General features: G+C 39.6%; 28 protein-coding genes and 2 tRNA genes. 13 read left to right on the top strand and 17 right to left on the bottom strand.

From position 1 onward, the window contains the following. Positions 1-3: 3 nt before the first annotated feature. Genes CH362_RS09180 through CH362_RS09160 form a run of 5 tightly spaced genes read right to left on the bottom strand, consistent with a single transcriptional unit; the run spans position 4 to position 4,525 of the window. Positions 4-1,479, bottom strand: coding sequence for an FHA domain-containing protein (locus CH362_RS09180; RefSeq protein ID WP_100710050.1), 1,476 nt, complete (start codon positions 1,477-1,479; stop codon positions 4-6). Next, the gene (locus CH362_RS09175) at positions 1,463-2,251 is read right to left on the bottom strand and encodes an ATP-binding cassette domain-containing protein (protein ID WP_100710049.1); all 789 of its coding nucleotides are present in this window, start codon (positions 2,249-2,251) and stop codon (positions 1,463-1,465) included. Before CH362_RS09175 ends, CH362_RS09180 begins: the two co-directional genes overlap by 17 nt. Positions 2,252-2,254: 3 nt before the next feature. Then, positions 2,255-2,842 carry a D-sedoheptulose 7-phosphate isomerase gene (gene gmhA / locus CH362_RS09170; RefSeq protein ID WP_100710246.1) on the bottom strand — a complete coding sequence of 196 codons (588 nt, stop codon included), beginning with the start codon at positions 2,840-2,842 and terminating at the stop codon, positions 2,255-2,257. 2 nt (positions 2,843-2,844) lie between these two features. Then, positions 2,845-3,624 (bottom strand): LBBP_01157 family protein, encoded by a 780-nt coding sequence (locus CH362_RS09165; RefSeq protein ID WP_100710048.1) that lies wholly within the window; start codon positions 3,622-3,624, stop codon positions 2,845-2,847. Position 3,625: 1 nt separating this feature from the next. Then, the gene (locus CH362_RS09160; protein WP_100710047.1) at positions 3,626-4,525 is read right to left on the bottom strand and encodes a glycosyltransferase family 2 protein; all 900 of its coding nucleotides are present in this window, start codon (positions 4,523-4,525) and stop codon (positions 3,626-3,628) included. A 109-nt stretch (positions 4,526-4,634) separates the two neighbouring features. Here CH362_RS09160 and CH362_RS09155 point away from each other — a divergent pair, with 109 nt between their 5' ends. Continuing rightward, positions 4,635-6,605 (top strand): O-antigen ligase family protein, encoded by a 1,971-nt coding sequence (locus tag CH362_RS09155; protein WP_100710046.1) that lies wholly within the window; start codon positions 4,635-4,637, stop codon positions 6,603-6,605. 3 nt (positions 6,606-6,608) lie between these two features. Here the strand turns inward: CH362_RS09155 and CH362_RS09150 are convergent. Then, a tRNA-Leu gene (locus tag CH362_RS09150) sits at positions 6,609-6,695 on the bottom strand. A gap of 17 nt (positions 6,696-6,712) precedes the next feature. Beyond that, positions 6,713-6,783 (bottom strand) — tRNA-Cys (locus tag CH362_RS09145). Positions 6,784-6,842: 59 nt separating this feature from the next. On the opposite strand from CH362_RS09145, the gene CH362_RS09140 reads away from it, so the two are divergent. Continuing rightward, positions 6,843-7,292, top strand: a complete 450-nt coding sequence (locus CH362_RS09140) for a DUF4505 family protein (protein ID WP_100710045.1) — start codon at positions 6,843-6,845, stop codon at positions 7,290-7,292. A gap of 23 nt (positions 7,293-7,315) precedes the next feature. Here the strand turns inward: CH362_RS09140 and guaA are convergent, their stop codons facing one another. Then, complete coding sequence (gene guaA, locus CH362_RS09135; protein WP_100710044.1) at positions 7,316-9,127, bottom strand: glutamine-hydrolyzing GMP synthase; 1,812 nt, start codon at positions 9,125-9,127, stop codon at positions 7,316-7,318. An 89-nt stretch (positions 9,128-9,216) separates the two neighbouring features. On the opposite strand from guaA, the gene queF reads away from it, so the two are divergent. Both queF and CH362_RS09125 read left to right on the top strand, forming a co-directional pair. Further along, on the top strand, positions 9,217-9,630 hold the full coding sequence (queF, locus tag CH362_RS09130; RefSeq protein ID WP_100710043.1) for a preQ(1) synthase: 414 nt from the start codon (positions 9,217-9,219) through the stop codon (positions 9,628-9,630). Next, complete coding sequence (locus CH362_RS09125) at positions 9,630-9,893, top strand: SemiSWEET transporter (protein WP_165780250.1); 264 nt, start codon at positions 9,630-9,632, stop codon at positions 9,891-9,893. The genes queF and CH362_RS09125 overlap by 1 nt, the downstream gene beginning before the upstream one ends. Positions 9,894-9,947: 54 nt before the next feature. Here the strand turns inward: CH362_RS09125 and lsa33 are convergent, their stop codons facing one another. Then, entirely contained in the window at positions 9,948-10,877 is a 930-nt protein-coding gene (lsa33, locus tag CH362_RS09120; RefSeq protein WP_100710042.1) for a surface adhesin Lsa33, read from the bottom strand. A 255-nt stretch (positions 10,878-11,132) separates the two neighbouring features. Between lsa33 and CH362_RS09115 the strand changes: the two genes are divergently transcribed. Further along, entirely contained in the window at positions 11,133-11,351 is a 219-nt protein-coding gene (locus tag CH362_RS09115) for a ferredoxin (protein ID WP_100710041.1), read from the top strand. Positions 11,352-11,454: 103 nt separating this feature from the next. Here the strand turns inward: CH362_RS09115 and fliM are convergent, their stop codons facing one another. From fliM to CH362_RS09085, 6 genes are all read right to left on the bottom strand, one after another. After that, positions 11,455-12,480: a flagellar motor switch protein FliM gene (gene fliM, locus CH362_RS09110; RefSeq protein ID WP_020768525.1), complete on the bottom strand. Its 1,026-nt coding sequence runs from the start codon at positions 12,478-12,480 to the stop codon at positions 11,455-11,457. Then, positions 12,477-13,460 (bottom strand): hypothetical protein, encoded by a 984-nt coding sequence (locus tag CH362_RS09105; RefSeq protein WP_100710040.1) that lies wholly within the window; start codon positions 13,458-13,460, stop codon positions 12,477-12,479. The genes fliM and CH362_RS09105 overlap by 4 nt, the downstream gene beginning before the upstream one ends. A 113-nt stretch (positions 13,461-13,573) precedes the next feature. Next, entirely contained in the window at positions 13,574-14,182 is a 609-nt protein-coding gene (locus CH362_RS09100; protein ID WP_100710039.1) for a hypothetical protein, read from the bottom strand. Further along, positions 14,182-15,084: a peptidylprolyl isomerase gene (locus CH362_RS09095; RefSeq protein ID WP_100710038.1), complete on the bottom strand. Its 903-nt coding sequence runs from the start codon at positions 15,082-15,084 to the stop codon at positions 14,182-14,184. Before CH362_RS09095 ends, CH362_RS09100 begins: the two co-directional genes overlap by 1 nt. Continuing rightward, the gene (argH, locus tag CH362_RS09090; protein WP_100710037.1) at positions 15,081-16,502 is read right to left on the bottom strand and encodes an argininosuccinate lyase; all 1,422 of its coding nucleotides are present in this window, start codon (positions 16,500-16,502) and stop codon (positions 15,081-15,083) included. The genes CH362_RS09095 and argH overlap by 4 nt, the downstream gene beginning before the upstream one ends. A gap of 18 nt (positions 16,503-16,520) precedes the next feature. Next, positions 16,521-16,958: a heme-binding domain-containing protein gene (locus CH362_RS09085; protein WP_100710036.1), complete on the bottom strand. Its 438-nt coding sequence runs from the start codon at positions 16,956-16,958 to the stop codon at positions 16,521-16,523. A 72-nt stretch (positions 16,959-17,030) separates the two neighbouring features. On the opposite strand from CH362_RS09085, the gene CH362_RS09080 reads away from it, so the two are divergent. Genes CH362_RS09080 through CH362_RS09070 form a run of 3 tightly spaced genes read left to right on the top strand, consistent with a single transcriptional unit; the run spans position 17,031 to position 19,404 of the window. Further along, positions 17,031-17,501 carry an NfeD family protein gene (locus tag CH362_RS09080; protein ID WP_100710035.1) on the top strand — a complete coding sequence of 157 codons (471 nt, stop codon included), beginning with the start codon at positions 17,031-17,033 and terminating at the stop codon, positions 17,499-17,501. Positions 17,502-17,533: 32 nt separating this feature from the next. After that, positions 17,534-18,469 carry an SPFH domain-containing protein gene (locus tag CH362_RS09075; RefSeq protein ID WP_100710034.1) on the top strand — a complete coding sequence of 312 codons (936 nt, stop codon included), beginning with the start codon at positions 17,534-17,536 and terminating at the stop codon, positions 18,467-18,469. An 8-nt stretch (positions 18,470-18,477) separates the two neighbouring features. Next, positions 18,478-19,404, top strand: coding sequence for an SPFH domain-containing protein (locus CH362_RS09070; RefSeq protein ID WP_100710033.1), 927 nt, complete (start codon positions 18,478-18,480; stop codon positions 19,402-19,404). Between the two features lie 46 nt (positions 19,405-19,450). Here the strand turns inward: CH362_RS09070 and fliN are convergent, their stop codons facing one another. After that, complete coding sequence (gene fliN / locus CH362_RS09065) at positions 19,451-19,969, bottom strand: flagellar motor switch protein FliN (RefSeq protein WP_086448896.1); 519 nt, start codon at positions 19,967-19,969, stop codon at positions 19,451-19,453. 81 nt (positions 19,970-20,050) lie between these two features. Between fliN and CH362_RS09060 the strand changes: the two genes are divergently transcribed. From CH362_RS09060 to CH362_RS09045, 4 genes are all read left to right on the top strand, one after another. Then, the gene (locus tag CH362_RS09060; RefSeq protein ID WP_100710032.1) at positions 20,051-21,346 is read left to right on the top strand and encodes an AAA family ATPase; all 1,296 of its coding nucleotides are present in this window, start codon (positions 20,051-20,053) and stop codon (positions 21,344-21,346) included. Positions 21,347-21,472: 126 nt separating this feature from the next. After that, positions 21,473-22,297 (top strand): flagellar-coiling protein FcpB, encoded by an 825-nt coding sequence (fcpB, locus tag CH362_RS09055; RefSeq protein WP_100710031.1) that lies wholly within the window; start codon positions 21,473-21,475, stop codon positions 22,295-22,297. Between the two features lie 5 nt (positions 22,298-22,302). After that, positions 22,303-22,821 (top strand): zinc ribbon domain-containing protein, encoded by a 519-nt coding sequence (locus CH362_RS09050; protein ID WP_425269032.1) that lies wholly within the window; start codon positions 22,303-22,305, stop codon positions 22,819-22,821. Between the two features lie 4 nt (positions 22,822-22,825). Continuing rightward, entirely contained in the window at positions 22,826-23,584 is a 759-nt protein-coding gene (locus tag CH362_RS09045) for an RsmE family RNA methyltransferase (protein WP_100710029.1), read from the top strand. On the opposite strand, the gene impL63 is transcribed toward CH362_RS09045, so the two are convergent. After that, entirely contained in the window at positions 23,581-25,257 is a 1,677-nt protein-coding gene (gene impL63 / locus CH362_RS09040; protein WP_100710028.1) for a cytoplasmic membrane protein ImpL63, read from the bottom strand. The genes CH362_RS09045 and impL63 overlap by 4 nt on opposite strands. A 337-nt stretch (positions 25,258-25,594) precedes the next feature. Between impL63 and CH362_RS09035 the strand changes: the two genes are divergently transcribed. Then, entirely contained in the window at positions 25,595-26,899 is a 1,305-nt protein-coding gene (locus CH362_RS09035) for an O-acetylhomoserine aminocarboxypropyltransferase/cysteine synthase family protein (RefSeq protein ID WP_100710027.1), read from the top strand. The last annotated feature ends 87 nt before the right edge of the window (positions 26,900-26,986 follow it).

Genomic DNA, 26,986 nt, shown 5'->3' with positions numbered 1-26,986 from the left:
CTATTACTTGCCTCTAAAAACGAGTAAAGCCTTACCGATTCCAATCTCGTCAAAATCGTACAAGATCCTTGGTCTCAGAATTTTTTTACCATTTAAGAAGGTTCCGGATTCGGACACCAGATCATATATAATGTAACGGTTGCGGACCTTTCTGATCCTTGCATGATTTTTACTGACAGATTGTTCGTATAAGACCAGATCACAAAGGTCAGAATTTCCAATATTGGTCTCGGCTCTTGAGAGTGAGTATTGTTTACCTGGATTTCTTCCTTCTTTAAAAACAAGTGTGGCCTTTTCGTAGGATTCGCCTTGTTCGAATTCTTTTAAAGCAACAGGCGCCGCCCTTTCCGTTTCAATCCGGTCTTCTTCCGAATAGACAAGCTGGTACTGGTTTCCATACATTTTACGGTAAGCGTCTTGTTCGAATTCTATCGTATGAAGTCTTTCTTCTGGACTTACAGTTCCTTCAGGATTCTGCTTTTTTCCTTTTTTTAGAACTACGATCAAAGCAACCAAAGTAAGAACGAGTAAGAAAGTAAAGCTAGGCAAAAAGATAGAAGGATGTAATAAGAAAACGAGAAGCCTGGTCCTAAATGGAAGATCGTAGGAAAAACTAAGTCTTCTGGAATTTTTAGTTTCCAGTTCTACTTCTAAATTTCCACTTCCTTGGAATTGCCATTCGTCTTGGAAAGGAGATTCGTAAACCAAAGACCAAGGTTCTTTTCTGAAATAATCCAGATCTCCAAAAACCTGGGTCCTAAAATCAGGACTATTCAAGGAATAGAATGTTCCACCGTATCTTTTGACTAAGAACTTTCCTCCATTAGAAGGAAAAGACAAAACCTGGATCGGGATATTCGGAGTGTATTCTCCATTCTGTGCTTCATTGGAAGGGATGAGATCCTGATCGTAAAATAGAGTCAGAATATAATCAGTCTCTTTCAAACGAGGAGAGATCTTTTGAAAAACATAATCTAGGTTTGCAGAAGTATTCCTGTTGGACTTCCCACCTGGAACCTTAGCTTCTTTCAAAGCATCCGATTTACTTAGATCGTCTTTGGAGAAGAATACATCATCCGTAAAAAATACGAAACTGAAACGATCGGCAGAATCGGCTCTTTCTACAATAGTTTTTAAGATTTCTGTAGCTTGCACATTATGATCGAATGAATTCGTCATTTGAGTGATCAGATAAATATGGATCGGCCTTGTGCCTTCCGGTCTATGGATCTTGAGAGGCCCTACTCTCCTTGCGCGATTTTCTTTTTGTTCCGAAACTGTGAGTATCTCCTGATCCAGAGAAACACCCTTACCTGCTCTCAATTTTAATTCTACTTTAGGATATCTGGAAATATCATATTCTTCTAAATGGATACTTTCTGCCCCAACAAACGCAGGGTATGCGCAAGCGATTAAGATGAGAAAGTTTATGAAGAAGCGGCCGATCATAAGGTTTTGCAATTTATGCGGGATTTTCATCCAAAGTAAACAGTTTTCTGGAATACTCTAAATGTGGTTCCCAGGACCCATTTTGTTGTTTTAGGGTCTCTAGTTTTTCTCCACTTTTCATTACAGTTATAGTATCGGCTAGCTCCTTGGCAGAACTAAGATCATGGCTGATAAATAGAAGACCCGCTCCCAGATCTTTCACCCTGGTTCTCAAAAGTTCCAGGATCGCCTTTCCAGTGATCGGATCCAAAGCAGAAGTGGGCTCGTCTGCCAGAATCAGCTCTGCTCCAGAATACACCGAAAGTAGTACTAAAATCCTCTGTCTTTCTCCTCCAGAAAGTTGGTGAGGTCTCGCATTCCAGGCAGCATTAGGATCAGAAAGTCCAAATTCTTTTAGGAGTCTGATACCAGTTTCTGGATTTGCAAGTTCCGGTTGGATGAGAGAGAAATATTCTAGGATCTGTGATCCTATACTTAAAAATGGATGAAGACCAATTGCTGCGGTCTGAGGGATCAAACTGATCCGTTTTCCTCGCCAAGTTTTCCAAAGAGAGAAATCCCCACTTTGTATGTCTTGGGAGAAGATAGAAAACTTTTCCCAGGTTACGATAGCTTCTTCATTTAGAAGCCCAAGGACTGTGCTTGCAAAAGTGGATTTTCCGCTTCCGGATTCTCCAACAAGCGCATGAACTTCCTTTTTAGAAATTTGGAAATCGAAGTTTTTAAGAATATGAGAAGACCCGATTTTTACATTCAGATCTTGTATAGAAAGAATAGTTTCGGTGAGGTGATTTCTCTCCAATTTTCATCCTAACTGAAAGAGTTCGTATTCTACAATCGAACAAAGAATATGGCCGATCAGAATATGGGATTCTTGGATACGTGCTGTTTCTTTTCTTGGAATGATCAGATCTAGATCAGCCATTCCTTTCATTTTTCCGCCATCTCCACCTAAGAAAGAGATTGTTTTCATCCCGATCTTTTTAGCGGATTCCAAGGCAGCGATCACGTTTTTGGAATTCCCACTGGTTGAAAGTCCAACAAGTAGATCTCCAGGTTTTCCGAAAGCTTCTACCTGACGAGAAAACACAAATTCATATCCGTAATCGTTGGAACAAGCTGTTAGAACAGCCGAATCTGCAGACAATGATAACGCAGGAAGTGCTCTTCTTTCGTTTCCAGATTTATAACGAACTACAAGTTCTGCTGCAATATGAGATGCATCGCAAGAAGAACCACCGTTTCCACAAAAAAGGATCGTATTCCCTTTTTTTAATACTTCGGAAGCGATTTTTCCTGCTTCTTCAATCTGAGGAAGAAGTGTATCCAATACTGCTTTTTTAGTCTCGATGGAGTCCTGAATCTGTTTGGATGCGATTTCTTTTAAGTTCATTCTCATTTATCCTTTTTAGACCGAATTTTAGAGAGCACTGACTCAAAATCCTTTTTGGCGGAATCAAATTCATACAGTGTCAAATTTTCGGAATGCGGAGAATTCCTGTTTCCGCTTACGTTTAAAAAATACAGCTCTTTGGAAACGATCTGTTTCACTCTTTCAGAAGAATTTGCTTGGAATAGATCTTCGAATTCTTTTCCTAAAAATACCAATAATACTGCGATGGTGCTAGGCCTGAGATTAATCAATATCTGTTGTTTCCAAATTGGATCCCATGTTAAGATCTCTTTCCAAGAATCGATTGAACGTTTTAAATCCGCCTCTTCTTGCAAAACTGACCAAGATTCTTCGTCCCAATTTGGGGCATTAATTCCGGATAATATACTTTTTAGGCTTTTATGATCTCCGCTCAAAAGTCGATTTAAGTCAGCTTCTCCTAAAAAGAGAACTCCGCTAATCTTACCTGCTTGTTCCGTTAGATAGTTTCCAGTAGAGACAACCAAAGAGTATTCTCTTCCTGATTTTTCCTTACCTTCTAAACGGAATAGGTTTCTGTTATTTTTAGTAAGCTTTAAGGAAGGATTTTCAAAAATTACGCCAGAAGGTTTTTTACGTGTCACAAAAAAGCGATCCGCTTTTTCTCTTAGGTCTTTTAATTCCCAAGTATAACCTCGGCTATCTCGAACTAGTTCTTTTTCAGTTTCTGCAGAGATCTTCTTTTTCTTTCTCCAGAAAAAGAGTTTATTCCAAAAACCTGATTTTTGTTTGCCCTTGGCCATCTTAGTTCCCGTAATCTTTTCGGAGATTAGAAGGGCGTTCTATCAATTTTTTCCCCATTTCGTAGACCTTTGCTTCTTTTAGAAAAGTGGAATATGCAGAAGAGATCGCGATCGTAAATCCAGGAAATCCGTCTAGGAAACCAAGTTTGAAAACATAGATCTCTACAAATTTTCCAAAAGGTTTGATGATCGTACGGGCCAGGGAGAAATTTTTATTCTTCTTCCAGCGAGTCCAGGAAACGATAGAAGAGAATTTATTGATCGTATCCACTTGTTGTGCAAGGTCTGCAAAACTATAATGTAGTATATCCCCTTTTATCTTTTTACCTTTTCCTTCTACCACTAGATAGTCGTGAGGATTTTCTCCTGCCCATTTGGACTTTGATTTTCGAATAATTCGATATTTGGTCTGAGGATACCAGCCTGAAAAGCGGATAAACCTTCCCATATGAAATGTAAGCCTGGAAACTTTGAGTCCATTTAAGGAAGGATCTTCCGGACTTTCTAAAAATGCACGGAGAGATATTTTAAGTTCTTCGCTCAGTCGTTCATCCGCATCCAAAGACAGGATCCATTCATTCTTACAGAGAGAGATCGCGTCATTCTTCTGTTCTACATGCCCTTTAAAATTCTGAGAGGAAAAACGAACCTCTGGAAAGGACTCACTGATCTCTTTGGTTTTGTCTGTACTATTTGAATCTAAAACAACGATCTCGTCTGCAATATCTCGGCAAGATTTAATACAATCCCCGATATTCGCTTCTTCATTATAAGTGATGATCGCGACTGAAAGTTTTTTTAGAAATCTTTCCCGGACCTCATTTCTGCTCAAGGGTGCCTTGGCTTTAGATTTCTTTTTTTTAGGGGAAGAAGTTTCCTTGGTTTTAACGGATTCTGCCATATATTCGAATATCGCAAAGAAGCGAATGAATTCCTAAAATAGTAGGTTTTCCTTCTTTGTCAGCGGTTTTTTCTGGAAATCTGAGAGGAAAAGGAAAGTCTGGGGACCGGTGAAACCTAGCTTCTTTTCTCAAATTTCAGAGACCTCTGGAAAGATCTCCTTACATTCCTTATTATTATTTTTAGTAGCATTTCCACTTTCCGTTTCTGCCTCTCAAATCTTGGCAGGCCTAAGCATTTTCTGTTTTATATTCTCCCCTAAAGAGAATTTCCAAAAGATCAGATCTTACCTTCTGCCTTGGGGATTCATTTTAGGAGCTTATGCCCTTGTATTCATTTCGTCTTTGGTACACTTCGAAGAATATTCCAATTTCTGGAAAACATTCACAAGACAATCGGAAGCGGGAGATTTCTGGCTTTCGATCTTATTTCCAATTGCGGCAGTTCATTCTTCAGATGAAAAAAATAGAAGTCTGATCTATAAATATCTTTGGATCTCATTCTTACTCGTCTTGATCTCGGGGATCGCTTCTGTTTTCAGCGAATACAGGCTTGGTAAATTTATCTCCAATGGTTTTACTCCAGCGCCAGGAGATAGAAGGCAACATCCTGCCGGACCACTTTTTGGTCTGGATACTTATCTTCCGATCGGGTTAATGAACACTCATTTGACCTATGGCGGATTAATTTCTTTTTATATTCCTGGAATTGCACTTCTCACTTTAAGAAAGCTAAAGGAGAAAGATTTAAAACGTACAGTTGGATTTGGCATCCTTCTTCTGCTATCGCTTTGGGTCTTTTTACTCAACCAAAGCAAATCTGCATGGCTCGGAGTTTTCGCAGTTACTGTTTATTTTATTCTAAGTAAATGGAAAGATTTCTCGGGCAAATTACCAAGGTTCACTCTTGCAAGAATTTCGATTGTAATCTTACTACTAATCACTCTTGCCGGAACAGTTCGATTCTTTTACCAAAGGAACTGGTTATTACAAAGAACTCTTGCCCAACTCACAGAGATCCAAACTCCCGAAAACCAAAGATATTGGATCTATAAACTTAGCCTTCCATTACTTGCAAAAAATCCGATCTTGGGAACTGGAGGAGGAAGATTTAAGGAAACCAGCTCAGATATTTCTAAATCATTTATAGAGAAAAATGAACAACTTTGGTATGAGTTATATATCACTCCTAACAAACATGCTCATAATGATATCTTAGAATTTGCGATCGTAGGAGGATGGTTCTCCGGAATTTTATGGATCGGATTCTTCTATCTTTTATTTAGAAAGATTGCTAATTCAAGTTTAGAAGAAGGAAATTTTCCTTTGGTGGGTGTGGGATTTATCTGGGTAGCTGGATTTTTCCAATGTTATCTTTTAGATGATGAAGTCGCACTTCCCTTCTTTGCTTTGGCAGGACTTTTATGGGGAAGAGAGAAGGAAACATCTTCTAAATTTTCAACTGCCTCTACGATCTTCTTAAGTTTCACCTTACTATTAAATACTTCTTTCTGGATTTGGAGACTTTCTATCCCTGCAGAACTTGCATATGGGAGACAGGTATTTGCTTCTTCTTCTCAAGTTGCGAAAAAGATAGAAAGACGTATCCTTCCTTTTAGGAATCAAACTTCTGAAAGAGAAAAAAGAATTTCAGAAAATATTATAGTCTCCGCTTCGGAGGGAAATTCAGAATTTTCTCTTGAAGGTTGCCTTACTCATAGATATCCAAATCCAGCTAAACTCCGAGAAGAAGATTATTCTTTAGGGATCTATATTTCCCCGACTTGGGAAAATCCACCGACTAAGGTTAGCGTTACAGTATTTTCAGAAGAATCTTTTGATGAAGACAAACTATATTGGTCTCATAGAAAATATGATTTAGGAACTAAGGAATTAGATCTGAAACCTGGTTGGAATTCATTCATTTGGAAAGAGACCATGGAGCTCTCTAAAATTACGATCTTTCCAGATATCGTATTTTTCAGGAGTTTTAAGATCCGATTTGGAGGTTTCAGTCCGGAGAAGCAGATGGATCTTCCTGTCCTAGACTTGGGAGATCTCTGCGATTTTAAATTAAAGTAAAGTTGGTACCTGGAGCGGGACTTGAACCCGCACGAGCGTGAACTCACAGGATTTTAAGTCCTGGGTGTCTACCTATTCCACCATCCAGGCGTTTGAGAGACTCTGCCAGGCGTCGCCCGGATTCGAACCGGGGATCAAGCTTTTGCAGAGCCATGCCTTACCACTTGGCCACGACGCCGATATGAGGTATGATTTTGTGTGTGGGCAAGGTGTCAATAGAAAAGTGGAGGAAAGACTTTGAGGATCTATTTCTATCGAATCGACTCGAATGCTAGACTTTTCCATGAAGATTCAGAGCTGACGGATAAAAAGTTTTTAGAGTTCTTTTTCACTCATCTAGAAAAAAACCGTACAGGCAAATATCCTGAATATGCCTATATCTCTCCCTGTGGGAAAGAAATGAACTTTGTGCGAACAGAACATTATCCAGTTCTGTTTAAACATAGAATTGGAGATAAACTCTATTACGGAGGAGAAAAAGGGATCTTATTCCAGCCTGAAAATTTGAAATTTGATTCTTTCGGAAATCTACTCCACCCTTTTCAAAAAGAGATCTGGGGAAGAGTTTCTACAGAAATCCTTTTAGATCCGGAACTGGAATGGAGAGAAAATCCTGAAAATTGGGATCTGATCTGGAACGGCAAAAATTTTCTTATCCCCAAATTTGATCCAGGACTTTCAGATTAATTTCAGTGGTCTTTTAGTGGAAATTATTCCCACTCGATTGTTCCAGGAGGTTTGTTCGTAAGATCGAAAAAAAGATATTCTATCCCGGGAACTTTTAAAACTTCTGAAACCAATTCATCCAAAACATCTTTTTCCAATCGGAAGAAACTCGCAGTCATCGCTTCTTGAGAATCTACAGGTCTAAGAACGATACTTCTTTTTCCGGATTCGGAGCCCAAAGGAAGAAGTACTACTGGCATTTGCCAGATCTGATCGTAGATCTTTCTTTTTTGGAGAACCTTCTCCACCGCCGCGTCAGCTTCTCTTAAAATATCAGAGTCTTTTTTGTCCAAGTCAATTGGTTGGAATTTGAAGTTTGCTTTTGAGAAGGACTCAAGGCCACCTAAAAATAGAACCACTCGATTGACTGAAGAAATTTGATTTGTGATCGCTGTAGAAATTTTATCGAGCTCGTCCCAGGTTTTGTCCCCAGAAATTGCAGCACAATGCGCATAGGATCTCTGGTCTCCTTTTACACCAACAGAAGCCACAGGTAAAAGTTTTGCTTGAAGAGAAGAATCTGCCGCTACAAGTTCATCTAATGTTTTCTGAACAGATTCTTCGACTGGTTTTTCTTGCGCGATCATTCGAACCACAAGTCCAGGCCCCGGGAAAGGATGTCTGCCAGTCCATTCTTTAGGAAGCCCTAGGTAATTTCCAAGTTCCCTAACCTCGTCTTTATAAAGGTCTTTGATAGGTTCTACTACCTTACCTTCTTCCATTAATTTTTGGATAGCTTCTACTCGATTATGGTGAGTCTTGATCGTATGAGAATGTTTTGTTCCACCACTTTCTATCGTGTCTGGATAGATTGTCCCTTGTCCGAGTAACCATTCGTCTGCATTTAGCCCTAAACTTTTAGCACAATCCGCTTGCGCTTGTAAGAATAGATTTCCAACAATCTTACGTTTTTCTTCCGGATCTTTTTTACCTTTTAAAGCGGAATAAAAAAGTTCAGAAGAATCATGAACATGCAACTGGATCCCTTGTGGGGAAAGTTTTTCCTGTAGACTTGCAACCTCATCCTTTCTCATAAATCCAGTATCGATCAGAACACCCTTAACTCTGTCTTTTCCTAAAGCTCTGGAAAGAAGAAGGTAAGAAACTGTCGAATCCACTCCTCCGGATACAAGTAAGAAAATCTTTTTGTCTGCAGGAACGATTGTATGTAATTCTTTTTCTTTTAGATCTAAGAATTGTTTTAGATCCCAGGTGCCTTCTGCCCCTGAAATTTTTACAAAGTTTTCTAAAAGAACAGAACCTTTTTCTGTATGAGTTACTTCAGGGTGAAGTTGTATCCCGAACCATTTTTGAGTTGGGTTTTCAACCACTGCGTATTCGCAATCTTGGCTGGATGCAGTGCGAGTAAAACCTTCCGGCAGACGAGTCACCTCGTCCCCATGGCTCATCCATACAACTTCTCCACCTGCAAAACCTTTGAGTAATTGTGTTTTAGGAGTATCAATAAAATCTAAAGCGGCTCTTCCGTATTCTGCTATGCCTGCTTTTTTAACTTCTCCGCCGAGAAGTTTCATCATAAGTTGGTGGCCATAACAAATCCCTAAAACTGGAATTCCTAGTTTTAGGACCTCGACCGGTAGAGAAGGAGAATTCGGCTCATATACACTTTCGGGTCCCCCGGAAAGAATGATACCTGAAAGTTTGGAATATGTTTCAATAGGTTCGTCGTTACCTAAAATTTCGGAATAAGCCCCCAAACGACGAATTCTGGACGCGATCAAATGGGCATACTGCCCTCCAAAATCCACGATCCCAATTACATTTTGGTGCTTCATTCCAAGGTATCCTTAACGTTTCCTTTATGTGAGTTGTAAAAAGATTCCCAGAGACAAAGTCCGGAAAACTCTGGTTTAAAGAGGGAATCATGAGCCATCAACAAGAGTCGATAGGAATTTCCGCTTATGAGGGAAGACAGGACCATATCCCCAGTCTGAAACTTCCCGAGATAGAATCTTTCGCCAATGTGTACGAAGGTAAGGATTACACAATCGATTTTACCATTCCAGAATTCACCGCGGTTTGTCCTAAAACCGGACTGCCAGATTTTGGAGTGATAGAGATCAGCTATATACCGAAGGCAAAATGTATCGAGTTAAAATCTCTTAAAGAGTATATTCTCGCCTACAGAAACCTTGGAATTTTTCATGAGAATGTTGTGAATCATATCTTAGAAGATCTGATCCAGTCGGTAGATCCAAAATACATCAAAGTCAAGGGTGATTATAACCTAAGAGGTGGGATTAAAACGATCGTCACAAGAGAGTACACAAGCAAATGATAGATCCGATTTCTTTACTTGGATTTATTGCTTGTACTTTGACTACTCTGGCATTTCTTCCCCAGCTTATTAAAGTGATCCTGGAAAAAAGGACTAGGGATATTTCTAGGAATATGTATCTGGTCCTATCAGTTGGAGTGTTTTTCTGGCTTTGTTATGGGATCTTAAAGAATGATTTTCCTATCATTCTTGCGAACGGATTCACCTTACTATTTACCACCACTATTCTTTGGTATAAACTTCGTTCCAAAGAAGAAGAATAAAAAAAGCCGCTCCCTTACGGAAACGGCTCCTTGTTTTTCAGAATAGGAAATACCTTATTTAGGAGCTGCCTGGTCTTTTAAAGACTTACGCTGATTTTCCAATTCTTTCTTGGCATCATCCATAGAAGATTTTACTTTTTCTTTCTCTTCTTTGCCTGCTTTTTGGATGGCTTCTTTTTCTTCTTTTCCAGCGCTCTTAGCATCTTCTAGAAGTTTACGATTTTCTTCTTTTGCGCCTTCAATTAGTTCTCTATTCCTTTCTTTTTGCTCTTCCAAACCTTGGAGGATACGAGCCTTATTCTCTTGGAAATCTTTTAGGATCTCTTGGATACGAGCTCTTTGCTCTTCCGTAATGGATTGGATAGTAGCAGAATCTTCTTTTAATTCTTGGGATTCATCCTCTGTTAAAGGTTGTTCTTTGAATGTATCTCCGTTAGTACTAACGTTTTCTCCTGCGTCTGCAATCGCTTGGCTTTCAGGATTATCTGCGTCAGCAACTTCGACAGATCCATCGGAAACTCTTGTGCTTGTTCCTTTACCAGACTCCTCTACGATGAACTCAGTTCCTCTAACAGAAGCTACGACTGTTGGAGTTGAAACGGTGAATTTGGAAGTTTTGGTGAGTTTGTTTGCGACCTTGGTAAAAATTTTCCCTTTGGTCAAACCAAGATCCGCGAAGGTTTCCCCATTTGCGGAATCTATAAAAATTTTCTTTAGAGTGAGGCTCGTGTTTTCTTTGATCCTAACAAGAACTCCTTCAGTCAATTGAAGGTCTGCATAAGAATCTTTTCCGGTTTCTATCTTATCTTCCGGCAAAAGGAAAGTATCAAGAGATACTGCTTTTTCTTTTCCGGCTTTATCGAAAATTTTTACTGTTCCCTTGGTGAATGTGATCACTCCACCTTGGAGATCTTCTTTGGCTTTCTTACAATCTACAAATACAATACTGAGGGCCAGAAAGAAGGTTATGGCAATCCGTTTCATTTAGTTCTGATTCTCCCTTGAAATAGGTTTAGGAAGAATATCGATGAAAGAAATTTCCGTCCACATTTTTACTCTGGCCTTTTGAATTATTCGGGTAGTAACCTGTCTAATTGGTAGATGGCCTCAAATTCTGTTGAGACTGGCAATCAGCGGCGGAATCTGTAAGGAAAAGGTATTGCGCCATAGCCCCAGTCTAGAAATTGTAACCCTAGACCGCCAAATCGAAGAACTAAAAAGTTCCAAAGGAGTGACAGAATGAGCAAAATAGCCTATGTAGATAAGGACAACTGTACTTCTTGCAACCAGTGTGCAGACAATCTACCTAAGTACTTTCAAATGGACGATAACGATACTTCCGAGACTCATATCGGAGGAGAGAATGTTAACCAAGCTCAGATCCCTGAGGAAGATTGGAAAACAGTTCAGAAAGAAATGGATGAATGTCCCGGTGAATGTATTCACTGGAGAAAGTAATCGTTTTCCGATTTCTATATTCTTTAAAAAGAAAAAGCGGGAATTTTTTCCCGCTTTTTTTGTGTTTTGATCTGGATCAAAAGTTTTCGTAGAGAAGACTATATCAATATTCTTGTTCTGATCTAGTAGAACCAAGTAATTCATCAGGAATATCTTCTACTCTATCTCCAATTTGGATAGCGAGTCTATTTCCGACACGTCCAGGAAGACATTTGAACTTCTTACGTTCCCCTACTTTTACAAGCATGTCAGATCTTGTAGTGGTGTTTTCTAATTTAACAACATCACCTACAGTTAAGTTCATAAAATCCAAAATGGAAATATCTACTGAACCAACTTCTGCAATTACTGGAATTTGCACCTGATCCAAACGTTCTTGGATGATTGCCCTGTTCTCGTCCAACTCACCCTTACGAATAGAGGAATACCAATACTGAGCAGAAAGTTTGTTAATGATAGGCTCGATCGTGATATACGGAATACAAAGGTTGGTTAGACCTTCTACCTCACCAATCTTAGTTTCTAAGTTGATCAATACCACCATGTCATTTGGAGGTACAACCTGAGCGAATTGAGGGTTTGTCTCGATGTTACCCAAACGAGGTCTAAGATCGATTACAGTCGACCAAGCCTCTCTCATGTTTCCTAAGATACGAACGATAATCCCTTCCATTACGCTCATCTCAATCTCGGAAAGTTCTCGGGAGATTTTTGCAGTCTCTCCCTTACCACCAAATAGACGGTCAATGATCGTAAATGAAATAGAAGGATCTATTTCTAAAATTGCAGAACCCCTAAGTGGGTCCATATTGATTACGGCAAGTGTAGTCGGGTTCGGAATAGAACGAATGAATTCTTCATAAGTTAACTGATCCACCGCAGCAACGTGAACGTGAACGAGAGCTCGCAACTGGGCAGAAAGTCCAGTTGTAGCCAAACGAGCAAATGTCTCGTGCATCATCTGAAGAGTACGGATCTGGTCTTTAGAAAATTTGTCGGGACGTTTGAAGTCATAAATTTTGACCTTCTTCTGTTCCCCTACGGAAGAATATTCATCTTCCGCTACTTCTCCGCTGGAGATCGCGTTTAATAATGCGTCTATCTCGTCTTGGGATAAAATTTCGGTCATTTTCTTACCTTCGCTAATAGATTAGCCACTTTCCAAAACATTCCGTTTTCTTCCGGCATTCTTCTCAAAGTAAATTCGTATTCATATCGGACAGGGACTTTATTCACTCTTCTTTCTACAGCGACCCGCACTTTGGAAAGATTTGAATTCACCTTTTCCGTTCCCAAGATCTTATAGTATTGTAACATACCCGATCTGTTTTCTGCCAGATAATTTCGGAATTCTTCTAGAACAAAATCTTTTTCAGCTTCTTCCGATTGTTGCCAATCTCTTGCAAATCTGTCGTATGCTTGTATATATTCAGGGAAATGGATCCATTTGAAATGGAGCTTCCAGTTTTTCTTTTTTTCGGCACCTAAGAATAGATGGATCACTTCTTCAGGTTCAAGTCCGTCTGTTGCAGGATCTTGGTAAGGAACTCCAGGAAGCACCCAATCTTTTTTACGTTCTTCTACGCTAAAATAAGGATGGCTTTCTGATCTTACAAAATGGTCTCCATATTCGGAGATATTAGGATAGAAGTAAGCGGTTACGAAATATTTTTTACCAGGCTCTAACTCGTATAGATGATCGATCCGGATCTCTTTGGAGAAGGTCTCGTCTTTGTGAAGAATGATCTCTTTGACCTCGTCACCTACAAGATTTTCTACTTTGTTCCTTCTTCTTAAGATCGGGTCCTGTTTTCTTTCTTCTTCAATTCTTGAAACGGTTCTACCGTCTTCATCTCTTACGATTACTTGGAAGGAACGTAAATCTTTTCCATAAGGAAAAATCCTGAGAACCTCATTTCCTGTATTTCTAACTGAAAGTACAGCAGAGATTGGTTCCTTTTCTCGGAACTGCATTTTAGGAAGTTTGATATCCACTATACCCTGGGCTTGGATATAATTTTCGGAAACTTCTCCCCTTGCATTTCTGTTCGGATAAGATCCTAAGCCGAATGCACTCAGTAGAATTAGTATGATCAGAATTTGTTTCATTCTAAAATTTCAGTCCGTGTGGACGCAAAATCTATGGTCCTCTTTTAGATTTCGGCAAAAAGAGACAAAACCTACTAAAAAATACGGGAAATTATGAAGGAAACGGAAGTCTTTTAGCCTTCTGCGTCTTCTATAATATAATCAGCAATCCGGATCAATCGGCCAAGAACAGGCTTGAGCTTACTGTATTCCTGGTAACATTCCTCGTATTTTTCGAGAATTGGTCCAATTTGGGCCACCGATTTAGGAGATAAGTTCAAACTGGAGATATTGGATTCGGAGAGTTTTTCCGCGGATTCCAAACTATCGAAAAAGCGGCTGATCTCTTTTAGGATGGACTCATCCGCCCTATCATTCTTTTCGAAATTGGATTCTATTTTTAAGATATAGTCAGTAAGAGTTTGTTTGAGCCTTACTTCTTCTTCGTTTGCTTTTCGTTTTGCAGTCAGGGTATTCACCTTACTATAACGAGCCATTGCTTCTTCATAAGAATGACTGACTGATTGCCTATTTTGTTGGATGAGTCTCACGAGTGAAACCACAGAGCGGAAATCCCAAGCAGTGTCTTTTCTGCTCCGGACCTCAGGGAACATTTCTCCACCTCGAGAGTCGTCCACCTGCAATCCGGAAAGTTTTTCTAATATTCTTCCCGTGGAGCCAGAGCCTTGTATCTCTCGGGCCACCGAAAGAAAAATAGGATTTTGGTCCAGGGAAGTACTCATTATTTTGTCCTCTTATCGTAGATGGACACTTTGCGAATGGTTGTTTTGCCGTTTCCAGAAGCAATGATCTTATCTACTATATCAGCGCCTTGGACGATCTGGCCGAATACTGTATGCAATCCATCCAAATGAGGAGTGTCTACTTGGTTGATGAAAAACTGAGAACCATTTGTATTAGGTCCTGCGTTTGCCATTGCCAAGGCTCCTTTGATCGCTTTCTTACTTTTAACAACATTATTATAACGATAACCTAATCTGTAAAGTATCTCCATTACAGAAAGATTTTTGGCCTTCTCCAGATTACTTTCGAGTTCTTCTCTTCTTTCGTCGGCTTCTCTTTGGCTACGAATTCCAAGCTCTCCACCAATATATCGATAAAGATAACCAGTATAAAATTGGGACTGTCCAATTTTAGTTTGGTCGAGACCCAGGCTTGCAGCATTGATCTCATCTGCAAATCTGTATCCAGGAGTTCCAGATCCGTCTCCGTAAGGACATCCACCTTGGATCATAAAACCTTCGATCACCCTATGGAATGTTAATCCATCATAAAATGGTCTTTTCTGAGGCTGGCCATTACGAAGAGTGAATTCTTTCTCTCCTTGGGCAAGATCGATAAAATTTTGAACTGTTTTAGAAGCATCCTTATCGTACAGTTCAAAAAGCATATTCCCTTGGGTAGTTTCTATCAAAGCATAGATAGCTGGTTTTTCAGGAAGAGCCACACGAGGTTTTTCCTCTTTTCTGACTACAACCTCGACTGGGCTATATGCTTCGGGAACATATCTTTGTTCCGCATATGGATTTGCCTTACAGGCAAAAGAAAATAATAAAATCGTAAACCATGCTAAGGCACCGAAAATTCTGGGCTTAGAATTCGATTTTATATTCGGATAATTCATTTCGTATTCCTTTGGATTGATTTAATAGATTGTTTCGCGAGTTCCAATTGTTCTAACTGTCTGGACCTGGAAGTTCCGCCATAACTAGATTTTTTGTCTGTAGAAAGTTCCAGACTTACCGCCTTGGAATATTCTTCTCCAGTAAAATAAGGAGAAATTTCTTTTCTGATCTCTTCTGAGATTGTGAATAAATTCTCTTTTCTTTCCACACATTCGGATACAAGTCTTCCTACCAATTCATGTGCAGTTCTAAATGGGACTTTTTTCTCACCTACTAAAAAGTCAGCCAAATCTGTAGCAGTAGCAAATCCTTCTTTCAAGGATCTTTCTCCTCTTTCTGGCCTGAACTGCATTTCTGAAACCATTGCCTCTAAACCTTCCAGGCTTAATAGAACAGTTTCTACAGCATCAAAAACAGCTAACTTGTCTTCTTGTAAATCACGATTGTAAGTAAGAGGCAATCCCTTTAAGAGGCCGATCAAATGATTTAAGTTGCCCGCCACCCTCGCAGATTTTCCACGGATTAGCTCCGCGATATCCGGATTCTTTTTCTGGGGCATGATAGAAGATCCAGTAGTTAAAGAATCAGGCAGTTTAACCAGACCAAATTCCTGGGAAGAATACAGAACGATATCCTCGCAGAAACGAGAAGCGTGAGACATTGTTTGGACAGCAGCAAATAGAAACTGTAAAAGATGATCTCTATTCGAGACTCCATCCATACTATTTGGAGAAATAGAATCTACTTTTAATTCAGAAGCCAAAAACTCTCTATCGTTTTGGTAATTCACTCCAGCCATTGCACCGGAGCCGAGAACTAAAATATTCGCAGTTTTACTCGCGAACTCGAAAAACTCCAAGTCTCGAGTAAACATCCAAAAATAGGCCAATAAAAAATGAGAGGCTCTAATTGGCTGAGCAACCTGAAGATGAGTATATCCCGGAATAATTGTATCTATATTTTTAGAAGCTTGTTCATGAAGTGCTTCTCTCAAAGAATCTAAACGTACTAAAATTTCTTGGATCCGATTTCTTACATAGAGCCTTGTATCTTGAGAGACTTGATCGTTTCTAGATCTGGCCGTATGTAATTTTTTTCCAACTTCTCCTTTCAATTCTGTAAGTCTGGATTCCACATGCATATGAATATCTTCCAACTCAGAACTGAATTTGAAATTTCCGGATTCTATTTCTTCTTCTACCTGATTTAATCCATCAAGAATATCTTTTAATTCAGTAGAATCTAAGATGCCCATCTTTGTAAGCATCTTGGCGTGGGCCCTACTTCCTTCTAGATCTTCTTTGTATAATTTTTTGTCGAAAGAAATAGATTCTCCTATCCTTTCCATAATGGAAGAAGCTTTTTCCTTAAATCTTCCTCCCCAAAGTTTTGAGTTTTTGTCCTCAGATGTATTCATTAAAATGATTTCGACGCCTTATTGATTTTCCGCAAATGATTGGAGCCAGTCTCTTAATATCTCTAGTTCTTCTTTATCCAGTTTAGAGTTAGAATGTAAGAAAATATAATCCTTGGGAGGCATATGACCTTCTTCCACTTCTTCTAATATTTCTTCCGCAAGATCCGCCTTTTTTTCTGGTTTTAAGCTTTCCCATTCGGAAAAATTCAATTCTTCCCGGCCTTCTTCTATATGATGAGAGATATATAAAGAAACCGGAAAAACCTTAGAATACCAAGGCCATTCTACTAGATCAGAATGACAGTCATAACAAGACTTTCGAAAAATCTTTTTGACGCGTTCTTCCGTTTTGATTTCATTAGCATTCTTTCCCAACGGAGGTTGTACGGGGATCAACTGAAGAGCAAGGAATACGACGAGTAGTCCCATTCCCAGACGAATCCAAATTTTTCTCATCACTCCCGCTAAGAATATGGACGGGAATGTTTTTGAAAATAGAATTTTTCCCCTTTCTTCTACCTAAAAACCATGGACTTTTTGCAAGACGGACATAACCTCTCTTATCTTTGGATCGCCTCTGGGATCGTACTTATGGTGGCGGAACTTTTTGTCCCTGGGGCCTTCGTATTCTTTTTAGGGCTATCTGCAACAATCGTAGGAAGTATTTCCTATTTTTATGAAATAGGATTTTGGACCCAAGCAATCATTTGGGCTGCACTTTCAGGAATTCTAATCTGGATAGGAGGAAGTTTTCTTAGAAAATTTTTCCCTTCTTCTTCCGAAAAAGTAACTCTCACTCCTGAAGAAGGTCCGGGAAGGATCGTTCTAGTTTCCAAAGATATTCTTGTAGAACGGAAAGGTGGTAGGGTCATATTCCAAGGCACTGAATGGGATGCGATTAGCAAATCCAAACGGATCCCTTCTGGTAAAAGAGCAAGGATTTTAGAAAGAGAAAATCTGACATTCGTTGTGGAGCCGATCGAGCTTCCCGAAATATAATCATTTTTGAATAGGAGTTAGAAACTAACAAAATGGACCCATTTCTATTTTTTACGCTGATCGTTATAGCAGTAATCTACCTCATTATGAAAACCTGTATCGTCGTTCCCCAAACATATAGTTTTGTTGTGGAAAGGCTGGGAGTGTTCCGTGGAGCATTCGGCGCAGGTTTTCATTTTCTCATTCCGATCATAGACCAGATCAGGTATAAACAACTCTTAAAGGAAATCGCTATCGATATTCCTCCTCAGACTTGTATCACCAAGGATAACGTCTCCATTTTGGTGGATGGTATTCTGTATATTAGGGTCATGGATCCCTACAAAGCTTCTTACGAAATTGAAAACTTTCGAAGCGCAACCATCCAGCTAGCCCAAACTACTCTTCGTTCCGAGATTGGTAAATTGGTATTGGACCATACATTCTCAGAAAGAGATGATATAAATGCAAACGTGGTTCGAGCATTAGATGAGGCAACAGATCCTTGGGGAATCAAGGTAACTCGTTACGAGATCAAAAACATTTCTCCACCTAAGGAGATCCTTCATGAGATGGAAGAACAAGTAAAAGCAGAACGTGTAAAACGTGCAGAGATCACCATATCAGAGGGAGAAAAAGCATCTAGGATCAATCGCTCTATGGGAGAAAGACAAGAAGCAATCAATCTTTCTGAAGGTGAAAAGATCAAGAAAGTAAACGAGGCAGAAGGTAAAGCTAAGGAGATTGAATTCATTGCAAAAGCCAAGGCAAAAGGGATCCAACAGATCGCAGAAGCCACCGGAAATGAAGGCGGATCAGAAGCAGTCAATCTCCAGATCACAGAAGATTATCTCTCAGGATTAGGAGTCATATTGGAAAAAGCTAAGACCACAGTTCTTCCTATTGAAATGGCAAACGTAGTCGGTCTCTTTGAAGGAATCTCCAAGGTGACTAACAAATTCCCAGGACTGGATTCAGAAAAGGAGTAATACTTAATATGTTTGTTTCAGTATTTTTATGGATATTTTGGCTTGGGTTTTTACTTTACCTTGCCTATAAACTGTATCGTTCTTTGAGAATTGTTTCTGCTCAAGAATGTATCATTGTAGAGAGACTCGGAAAATATAGTAGGACCCTACATGCAGGGTTCCATATTCTCATCCCTTTTATAGATTATGATGCTTACTATCATACTTTAAAAGAGCAAGCGATAGATGTTCCGCCTCAAACTTGTATCACAAAAGACAACGTTAAGGTAGAGATGGATGGTATTCTTTATTTGAGAGTACTCGATCCTCAGAAAGCAAGTTACGGGATAGAAGATTATAGATTCGCAGTTACCCAACTCGTGCAAACTACTATGAGAGCTATCATTGGAACCATGGATCTGGATACAACTTTCGAAACCAGAGAAGTGATCAATAGTAAGATCCTAGAAGTTCTAGACCAGGCAGGAGAACCTTGGGGTGTTCGCGTAAATCGTTACGAGATCGTAAACATCGCTCCTCCTAAATCCATTATCGAAGCAATGGAAAGGGAGAAAAAAGCACAGATCACTAAGAAAGCACAGATCTCCCTTTCTGAAGGGGATAGAGATTCTAGGATCAACCGCTCTTTAGGTATTAAAGAAGAAGCGATCAATAAGTCTGAGGGTGAAAAACAAAAAAGGATCAACGAGGCAGAAGGACAAGCTGCGGAAATTGAATCCATTGCAACTGCTACTGCAAAAGGTATCGAACTACTTGCGACTGCTATCAAAACAAAAGGTGGAAAAGAAGCAGTAAAACTCAGAATTGCTCAGAGATTTATCAAAGAGGTAGAAAAATTAGGACAGGATGGAACAGAGCTTGTTCTTCCGTTAAACCTATCTAATTTTAAATCTGTGATGAAATCAGTACTCGGAAGCGAGGACAAAAAGGCTTAAAAGTTATCGTCGTATCCGGAACCTACTCCGGATACGAACTTCTATTTTAGAGCATCCTGCGAGAAGGATCTACTATTTCGGTAATTCTAATGCCGTAATAATCATCCAATAAAACCAGTTTTCCTTTTCCAACCAGTTTGCCGTTTGCTAAAATATCTAAATCTTCTCCGACAGCATTGTCCAGTTCCACTACTGCACCTTCGTTCAGACCTAGAACATCTTTAATGTACATATTGGTCCTACCTAACTCTACAGTGAGAGCAACATTAACATCTAGTAATAGATTTAAGTTTGCTGTATTGGAAGAAACTGAGCTAGAACGAGCACTTGCTTTTGGAGGAGCTGGGGTAGAAGAAGGTCCCAAAGCCGCAGCAATATCCGCGAAAGATGGAGCTCCTCCAGATGCTGGAGACGTAGAAGCTCCTGCTCCACCGCCAGAATCTCCGAGTAGCGAATCCAATTCTCCGCTCAGATTAAAATCAGCTGAGCCTCCGCCCCCACCTCCCGGACTGGACCCGGTTAGTAATGCGTCTATATCGTCTTGTGAAAGGGAGCCTTCACCCATTAGGACTTGCCTCCAAAGGTTCTTTCTAAATTCTTCGACAGAACCGAAAGATTATACAAGAGAAATTCTAGGGAATAAAGAATGAAACCTGAAGATTTGACCACTGCACCCCTACGAAATTCCGGAAATATTCTGGATTTCACCCAGGCCAAAAACCTACTCTATTCGGAATTAAAAGGTCTAGGAGTCAAGGATTCTGAACTTCCTGCATTTGTACCTGACAAAAAAGATCTCAGGATAGAATTTCCAATCCCGGGTGCAGACAAAGGCCAACTTTTGGACTGTATCCAGATAGTTCGAAACCATATAGAAAATTTAAGGATCCATACGTTCGAACCTGGATATGTTTGCCTGCAAGCATTGAATGAGAACTTATTCGAAACCAAAAACATCTTAGACAATGCAAAGTTCCGTTTCTATTCGGGAAGGAACCAAAGCAAGATAGAGATGACTAAAAAGGGAGATTTCCATAGAGAGGAAATTTTCTCCGCAATCGACCTATTCAAATATCTCAGACTTTCCAAACAAGAGTCCGTTCAAAATCCTAAAGAACTTCTGCTTAGACTAGGAATCGATGTATTCGATCCAATAGAAGCAAAGAAGAAGGGAGATTGGATGACATTCGAAACCATAGCAGGTTACGAGGATGTCAAAAGGCAAATTTTAGAATCCATTATACTTCCTTTAAAATCTCCAGAGACCCTAGAGGAACTTTCCAAACTTACCCGTAAATTCCCAGGTAGAACAAAACCAAGGGCAATTCTTCTAGAAGGAGAACCTGGGGTGGGAAAAACCACAATGGCAAAGGTGATTTCCTGTATGACTGAGATCCCTCTTATCTATGTACCTGTGGAATCCATTTTAAGTAAATATTATGGAGAAAGCGCTCAGAACATGGCTTATGTCTTCGATGTGGCTTCCCTATTCCCTTCTTGTCTTTTATTTTTGGATGAAATAGATTCATTAGCTGGATCCAGGGACGACGGCTTATTCGAGGCTACAAGGAACATTCTATCCGTATTATTACGAAAACTGGATGGTTTCGAAGGGGGACAAAAATCAATCACCCTAGGTGCAACTAATAGAAAACAGGACCTGGACAAGGCATTGGTTTCGAGATTTGATAGATCCGTTTTCTTCCCCCTACCTAACGAAAAGGAAAGGGCTGCGATATTAGGAAATTATGCTAAACATTTACAGGATTCTGAGCGTTTAACAATTTCACAACGATTAGGATCGCATTCTGGGCGGGATTTAAGGGATTTCTGCGATTTTGTAGAAAGGAGATGGGCTGCCAATCTGATTGAAAAAGGATTGAAACCGACTCCTCCCCCATATGAACTGTATCTGGAAACCAGTTCAAAATCCGGAAAATAAACGTTTTCGGTGCGAAAATGTAAGTCTTGGATTTAATCGGGAGTCTATTTTACCGATACTAGAGACAGGCTATTCCCGACTTTCGGGGAAACCCAAACGCAGAAGAGACCAAGGAAATAGGGTACAATGAAACGCAAAATCGCATTTTGCCTGGCAATTTTTTCAATCGCAGGCATACTCAACGCTCAAGACAACCAAGGCCAAAAGAAGGAAGATCAGCAAACTGGTGCTGCCATTTTGGATACTGAAAAAGGTCTGGATCAAAGAGCATCCGCTCTAAACGAAAGACTGAAACGTCATACCGTACTCATGAAAATGAAAGTGCGTATTCTTCCATTCCGTACTGTCCTTTTCAAAGGAAAAGCAAACAACGACGAATGTGTGCCTGCTAATAGCAACGCACAAGAAGATGCAGCGAATAACTGTATCCGCGTAGAAGTTTACGATTTCATTAAGGACGAGGAAAGAGGACAAGGTAAGATCGTTCAAGGTGGACTTTCCAAATATATGGAAATCTACTTCGAAGGACCGAACACTAACGATCCGGATCCAAGAATGGAACCTCCTCGCAAAATCAGCAAAATTATCAGCAAAGTTTATAAGAATAACTTCCTAATCGAAGATAAATCGGTTTCCGAGATCATCGACAGGGCTCCGAATGATCAACCAGGGCATAACGACAAAATCGAACTTTTCTATCAAAAGAACGGTTATCCTGAAGGTGGTCGCCCTGAAACTCCTAGTGAAAAAGGTGTTGGTAAATACGTTCTTGCTAACGTAGAAAATACTAAGACCCACCCTATCCGTAATTCTTTCAAAAAGACTTTCTATATTAAACATTTGGATTCGTTCGACAGATTATTTACCAAAATTTTCGATTACAACGACCAATTGGGTAATGAGAATTATAAAGAGAACGTAAATACGCTCAAGGAATCCCTGAAATACTAAGCTAAGTGCGGTATATTCTTCCTTGTTCTTCCTGCGGCACCGAGCTCAGGATTCCCATTGATTTGGGAAGACTGACTGTTCGGTGTCCGAAATGTTATCATTCTTTCGTTTTTGATCCGGAAGACCCGGCCAGTTTTAGAGGCGGAAGATACGATCTCCCAGGAGGAGACTCCAAAGCGCAAAGTCCCCGTTCAGTACGGGGATTTTTTCGTTTTTTAGAAAATAAATTCGAATCCATCAAATCCAGATTTAGCCGGAACAGATCTTATGGTTGGCAAAATCCTGGAGAACGTCCTCAAACGTTCGAAAATTATAATGATGATCCGAACCGAACTGGATTCGGCCCACTACTCGCAAAATATATTCTATTCATTCTGATCCTGATCGGGATCGCAAGAGCCTGTTTCTTTTCTTCCCAAAATTGGAATGATTCCGTTCCGAATTGGAATTCTCCGGAGACACAAGAACCTTCTGTCCCAACTCCTAAAGAAGAAGATGATAAGGCGCCTCAAGTAGAAATTTAAACATATGAATTATCTAATATTGGATCCCACTCAGAAAACAAATTCTGGGGAATTCAAGATTTCCAATAAAGAGCGGATCAGTCATATTCTAAATATTCTTCAAAAGAAAGAAGGAGATAAGATCAAAGCTGGTCTTTTGAATGAAAGTTTAGGGATTTTTAAAATTCTAAAAATATCTTCTCAGGAAATTTTAGGATCTTACACTCCCATTATAAAACCTAAAAGAAGAAGTCCTGGTATAAATCTGATCGTCTCCGTACAAAGACCTCCGACTATCGAAAAAATCATAGAACTTGCGAGTGTATGGGGTGTACAATCCTTAGAATTTAGGCTCGCAACTTTATCCAGAAAAGAATACCTCACCTCCCCTGTTTGGAAAGAAGAGAATATAAAAGAAAAACTGATCTTAGGAATGGAACAAGGTGGTAATATATTTCTGCCTAAAGTAGAACTTGGATTTATTCCTCCAGGCAAAAAGACCAGTTTCGAGAAAAAAGAGTCTATTTCGGAAATAGTTTCTTCTTCCCGTAAGTTTTTCTATTTGGACAAGAAGGGAAAAGCTATCCAAGAACATCGTCCATTAGCTGATAAAGAATATTCTATATTGGTTGGACCTGAACCAGGTTGGACAAATGCCGAATTAGAAATATTCAGAAAATACAATATTCCTGGAATAAGACTTTCTTCTTCTGTTTTGAGATCGGAACAGGCCGTTTCCTTCTTCCTTTCCCAATGGGAAAATTCTATTTTTAGGCTATATTAGAATGATAAAGAGTTAGAGAATAGAACCTTTTGTTCGTCCTGGGCCACGAAACTATTTGATGTACTATCGTAGACCCATCTGCGAATATCTTGCACTCTGATCGCGATAAATCCTAGGTTCAGAGCCGCTTCTATTGCTCCAACTGAATTATCATCCACCTTGAATGCGTCTCTGTTCTGATCAAAATTTTTACGTGTATAATAACCTGAGATCATGAAGAGGGAACCGATCGGAAAATATAAACCTACGAAAATCCTAGAATTATTCGGTCCTGAATAATTCTCATAGTTTGCTTCTAATGATACTCTATAAAAATTTAAAACTACAGAAGTGAAATACCCTTTTAGCTTTGCTGCGTCCGGATCCATTAGTTTAGCCGCTTCCAACTTTGCCATTGGAAGTTGAGAGTTTATGTTCGACTGATATCTTTCTATCTCATAAAAGCTATCAAAGTACATAGGAATATAGTTTGCGTCCATATTCCTATATTCAGGTTTGATCTTAGCGTAGATATCTTTTCCACCAAAGCGGAACATTGCACCTGTATGAGTTCCTTTCGAATTCAATAGTTTGATCGTGTTTACGTCATAGTATGGAGTGATCTCCACATACTTTGAACTTATTAGTTTGTATTCTGCATCCATACCTTGGATGACTAATTTTTCAGATTGTTCTACGAGCGGATTATTATTTGAATCCAAACGTAAACGACCAGTCGTATCAAATGCAAGTTGAGTAGGAGCCTTTGTATCAAAGGCAGTAGTATAACCTATAGCGAATCTATTTGCGAAATTGTCCTGATTGAAAAATTCTTTTAATTTTTCCTTACGAGATTCAGGCTTTTTCTCGATTGGAATCATTTCTTCTCTCATCTGATGAGTTTTTTGATCTTCTACCAAAGCTCTGTATTTCTCTCTGTCTTCTGGGTCTACTCCAGCTTCTTCATAGACTTTTTTTCTACCCGCTTCGTCTGCTACGTTTCCTTGTCCCAGTTGTAACATTCCGAATAGCTGAGATCTTCCTGTAAATAGATCAAATAATTTGAATGCGATTGCAAACGGACGAACATATCCTCTGGCAGCACCTATCTCGTGAGTATAGACTGAGTTTGTGAATACCTGCACTCCACCGTAATCATTATTAAAATCAGCCATTAGACCTACATTATAAATGTCTATCCTTTGGTTATTCACATAACGGTTTACGATTGTTCCGTGTCCTATATATCCATCAAAAAGTTTTCCTGCATAAAAGGAGAAGGTTGTCTCCCCAGGTTTATAAAGTCCGTAGGTCCCGTACCAGATATTATTAATAAGCCTGAGATAGTCACTCTTTTGGTCGTAGTCAATTTTACGAATGCTACCTACTTTCAGAGTTGGGTCTTTTGGATCCTGATCGTACGCGAGAAAGTTCATCGGAGCTGTAAGTGATAGTCCGAATTCTCCCCCGAAATTCAAATTTAAGGTAGGAGCAAGATATAGATAATAATCGTTATTAAATTTGTTCACGCCTGCATCGAATGTAAATGGATCAGGAGGTTGCATGTATTGTCTGCCTGGAGGCATCCAGAGTTGGGCTTCAAGCTCTTCCCCAGGTACTAGATAAAGGGAGAGAAGTATAATTCCCGGAAGTATTAGAGATCTTTTAAATAAATTCAAAAAGTTTAATTTCATATTTGAGCCGGAATTTCTCCGGGGACCGTATTTCAATTCATCCAAAAATAGTACCACTAGTATCGTATCGAATTCGTGGAATCTAAATGACTTAACGATTCTACCAGAACCTTGCGTTGAAAAACCAATAAAACAGGAACATTTCTCGTATTTTAGAAAATATTTTCCAGAATTTACTGAATTTCATTTCTTAAGGGATGAATTTTTGAAATAAATTTGGATTTTTAGCTGGAGACAAAATTGTTCGCTATAACGATTATTTTATCCTATTTATTAAATTTTAGATGGACATTGTAGAATAAATTTCTACATTCAGTAAAAAGGAGCCCTACTAGCGATGGCAAGAAACTATAAACCAGAAACAATCGTTCTTCATGGAGGACAAGCACCGGATCCAACTACCACATCCAGGGCAGTCCCAATCTACCAAACTACGTCCTATGTTTTTAAGGACACTGATCATGCAGCGAGACTATTCGGTCTCCAGGAATTCGGTAATATTTATACCAGGATCGGTAACCCAACTACTGACGTTTTAGAGCAAAGAGTTGCTGCGTTAGAAGGTGGAGTTGCGGCACTTGCAACTGCTTCCGGTCAGTCTGCAGAAACATTAGCACTTTTGAATATAGTTGAGTCTGGGCAGGAGATCGTAGCTTCTTCTTCCCTTTATGGAGGAACTTATAACCTTCTTCACTATACCTTCCCTAAATTAGGTATCAAAGTTCACTTTGTGGACCAGTCCAATCCTGAAAATTTCAAAAAAGCGATCAATGATAAGACTAGAGCTATCTTTGCAGAAACTTTAGGAAATCCTAAGTTGGATACTCTTGACATTGAAGCAGTTGCTAAAGTTGCTCATGATGCAGGGGTTCCACTTGTAATCGATAATACCCTACCTTCTCCTTATCTTGTTCGCCCTATTGATTTTGGTGCAGATATTGTAGTTCACTCACTCACTAAGTTTTTAGGGGGCCACGGAACTTCCATCGGCGGAATTATCGTGGATTCAGGTAAATTCAACTGGGGGAACGGTAAGTTTAAGAACTTTACTGAGCCAGATCCAAGCTATCATGGCTTGAAATTCTGGGATGTATTCGGTAAGTTTGAACCGTTTGGCGGAGTGAATATTGCATTCATCATCAAGGCTCGTGTCCAAGGTTTAAGAGATTTAGGACCTGCAATTTCTCCTTTTAACGCGTTTAATATCCTACAAGGTATTGAAACTCTTCATTTGAGAGTGACTCAACATTCTCAAAATGCTCAAAAGGTTGCGGAGTTTCTCTCTAAACATCCTAAGGTAACCTGGGTGAACTATCCTGGTCTTTCTTCCGACAAAAACTATGCTCTGGCTAAAAAATACCATACCAGAGGATTGTTCGGAGCGATCATTGGATTCGGAGTAAAAGGTGGAATTCCTGAAGCGAAGAAGTTGATAGACGGTCTGGAATTATTCTCCTTGCTCGCAAACGTAGGAGATGCAAAATCTCTTGCGATCCATCCAGCTTCTACTACTCACCAACAGTTGAGTCCAGAAGAACAACTGGCTGCGGGTGTGACTCCTGAGTTTATCAGACTCTCAGTTGGTCTAGAACATATAGACGATATTATTACGGACCTGGACGAAGCACTGAAAAAGGTGTGACTTCCGACTCCGTCCAAAAAATCGTCTAATAATCGGCCACTTTCTCTTTTTACTTTCCTAAGCTTGCTTTGGATCGTCTGAAAAAGG

Origin of the sequence: Leptospira saintgironsiae (assembly GCF_002811765.1) — a bacterium.
Classification (GTDB): Bacteria; Spirochaetota; Leptospiria; order Leptospirales; family Leptospiraceae; genus Leptospira_B; species Leptospira_B saintgironsiae.
The sequence above is the reverse complement of the archived record's forward strand: the minus strand, read 5'-3'. Positions and strand labels throughout refer to the sequence as shown.

Coding starts and splice junctions, on each gene's coding strand:
- fcpB (WP_100710031.1), top strand. CDS start 21,473: ATGAAACGCAAAATCGCATTTTGCCTGGCAATTTTTTCAATCGCAGGC.
- CH362_RS09085 (WP_100710036.1), bottom strand. CDS start 16,958: ATGAGAAAAATTTGGATTCGTCTGGGAATGGGACTACTCGTCGTATTC.
- argH (WP_100710037.1), bottom strand. CDS start 16,502: ATGAATACATCTGAGGACAAAAACTCAAAACTTTGGGGAGGAAGATTT.
- impL63 (WP_100710028.1), bottom strand. CDS start 25,257: ATGAAATTAAACTTTTTGAATTTATTTAAAAGATCTCTAATACTTCCG.
- CH362_RS09070 (WP_100710033.1), top strand. CDS start 18,478: ATGTTTGTTTCAGTATTTTTATGGATATTTTGGCTTGGGTTTTTACTT.
- CH362_RS09160 (WP_100710047.1), bottom strand. CDS start 4,525: ATGGCAGAATCCGTTAAAACCAAGGAAACTTCTTCCCCTAAAAAAAAG.
- queF (WP_100710043.1), top strand. CDS start 9,217: ATGAGCCATCAACAAGAGTCGATAGGAATTTCCGCTTATGAGGGAAGA.
- fliN (WP_086448896.1), bottom strand. CDS start 19,969: ATGGGTGAAGGCTCCCTTTCACAAGACGATATAGACGCATTACTAACC.
- CH362_RS09165 (WP_100710048.1), bottom strand. CDS start 3,624: ATGGCCAAGGGCAAACAAAAATCAGGTTTTTGGAATAAACTCTTTTTC.
- guaA (WP_100710044.1), bottom strand. CDS start 9,127: ATGAAGCACCAAAATGTAATTGGGATCGTGGATTTTGGAGGGCAGTAT.
- CH362_RS09095 (WP_100710038.1), bottom strand. CDS start 15,084: ATGAATTATCCGAATATAAAATCGAATTCTAAGCCCAGAATTTTCGGT.
- fliM (WP_020768525.1), bottom strand. CDS start 12,480: ATGACCGAAATTTTATCCCAAGACGAGATAGACGCATTATTAAACGCG.
- CH362_RS09080 (WP_100710035.1), top strand. CDS start 17,031: ATGGACTTTTTGCAAGACGGACATAACCTCTCTTATCTTTGGATCGCC.
- CH362_RS09115 (WP_100710041.1), top strand. CDS start 11,133: ATGAGCAAAATAGCCTATGTAGATAAGGACAACTGTACTTCTTGCAAC.
- lsa33 (WP_100710042.1), bottom strand. CDS start 10,877: ATGAAACGGATTGCCATAACCTTCTTTCTGGCCCTCAGTATTGTATTT.
- CH362_RS09100 (WP_100710039.1), bottom strand. CDS start 14,182: ATGAGTACTTCCCTGGACCAAAATCCTATTTTTCTTTCGGTGGCCCGA.
- CH362_RS09060 (WP_100710032.1), top strand. CDS start 20,051: ATGAAACCTGAAGATTTGACCACTGCACCCCTACGAAATTCCGGAAAT.
- CH362_RS09105 (WP_100710040.1), bottom strand. CDS start 13,460: ATGAAACAAATTCTGATCATACTAATTCTACTGAGTGCATTCGGCTTA.
- CH362_RS09075 (WP_100710034.1), top strand. CDS start 17,534: ATGGACCCATTTCTATTTTTTACGCTGATCGTTATAGCAGTAATCTAC.
- CH362_RS09035 (WP_100710027.1), top strand. CDS start 25,595: ATGGCAAGAAACTATAAACCAGAAACAATCGTTCTTCATGGAGGACAA.
- CH362_RS09180 (WP_100710050.1), bottom strand. CDS start 1,479: ATGAAAATCCCGCATAAATTGCAAAACCTTATGATCGGCCGCTTCTTC.
- CH362_RS09045 (WP_100710029.1), top strand. CDS start 22,826: ATGAATTATCTAATATTGGATCCCACTCAGAAAACAAATTCTGGGGAA.
- gmhA (WP_100710246.1), bottom strand. CDS start 2,842: ATGAACTTAAAAGAAATCGCATCCAAACAGATTCAGGACTCCATCGAG.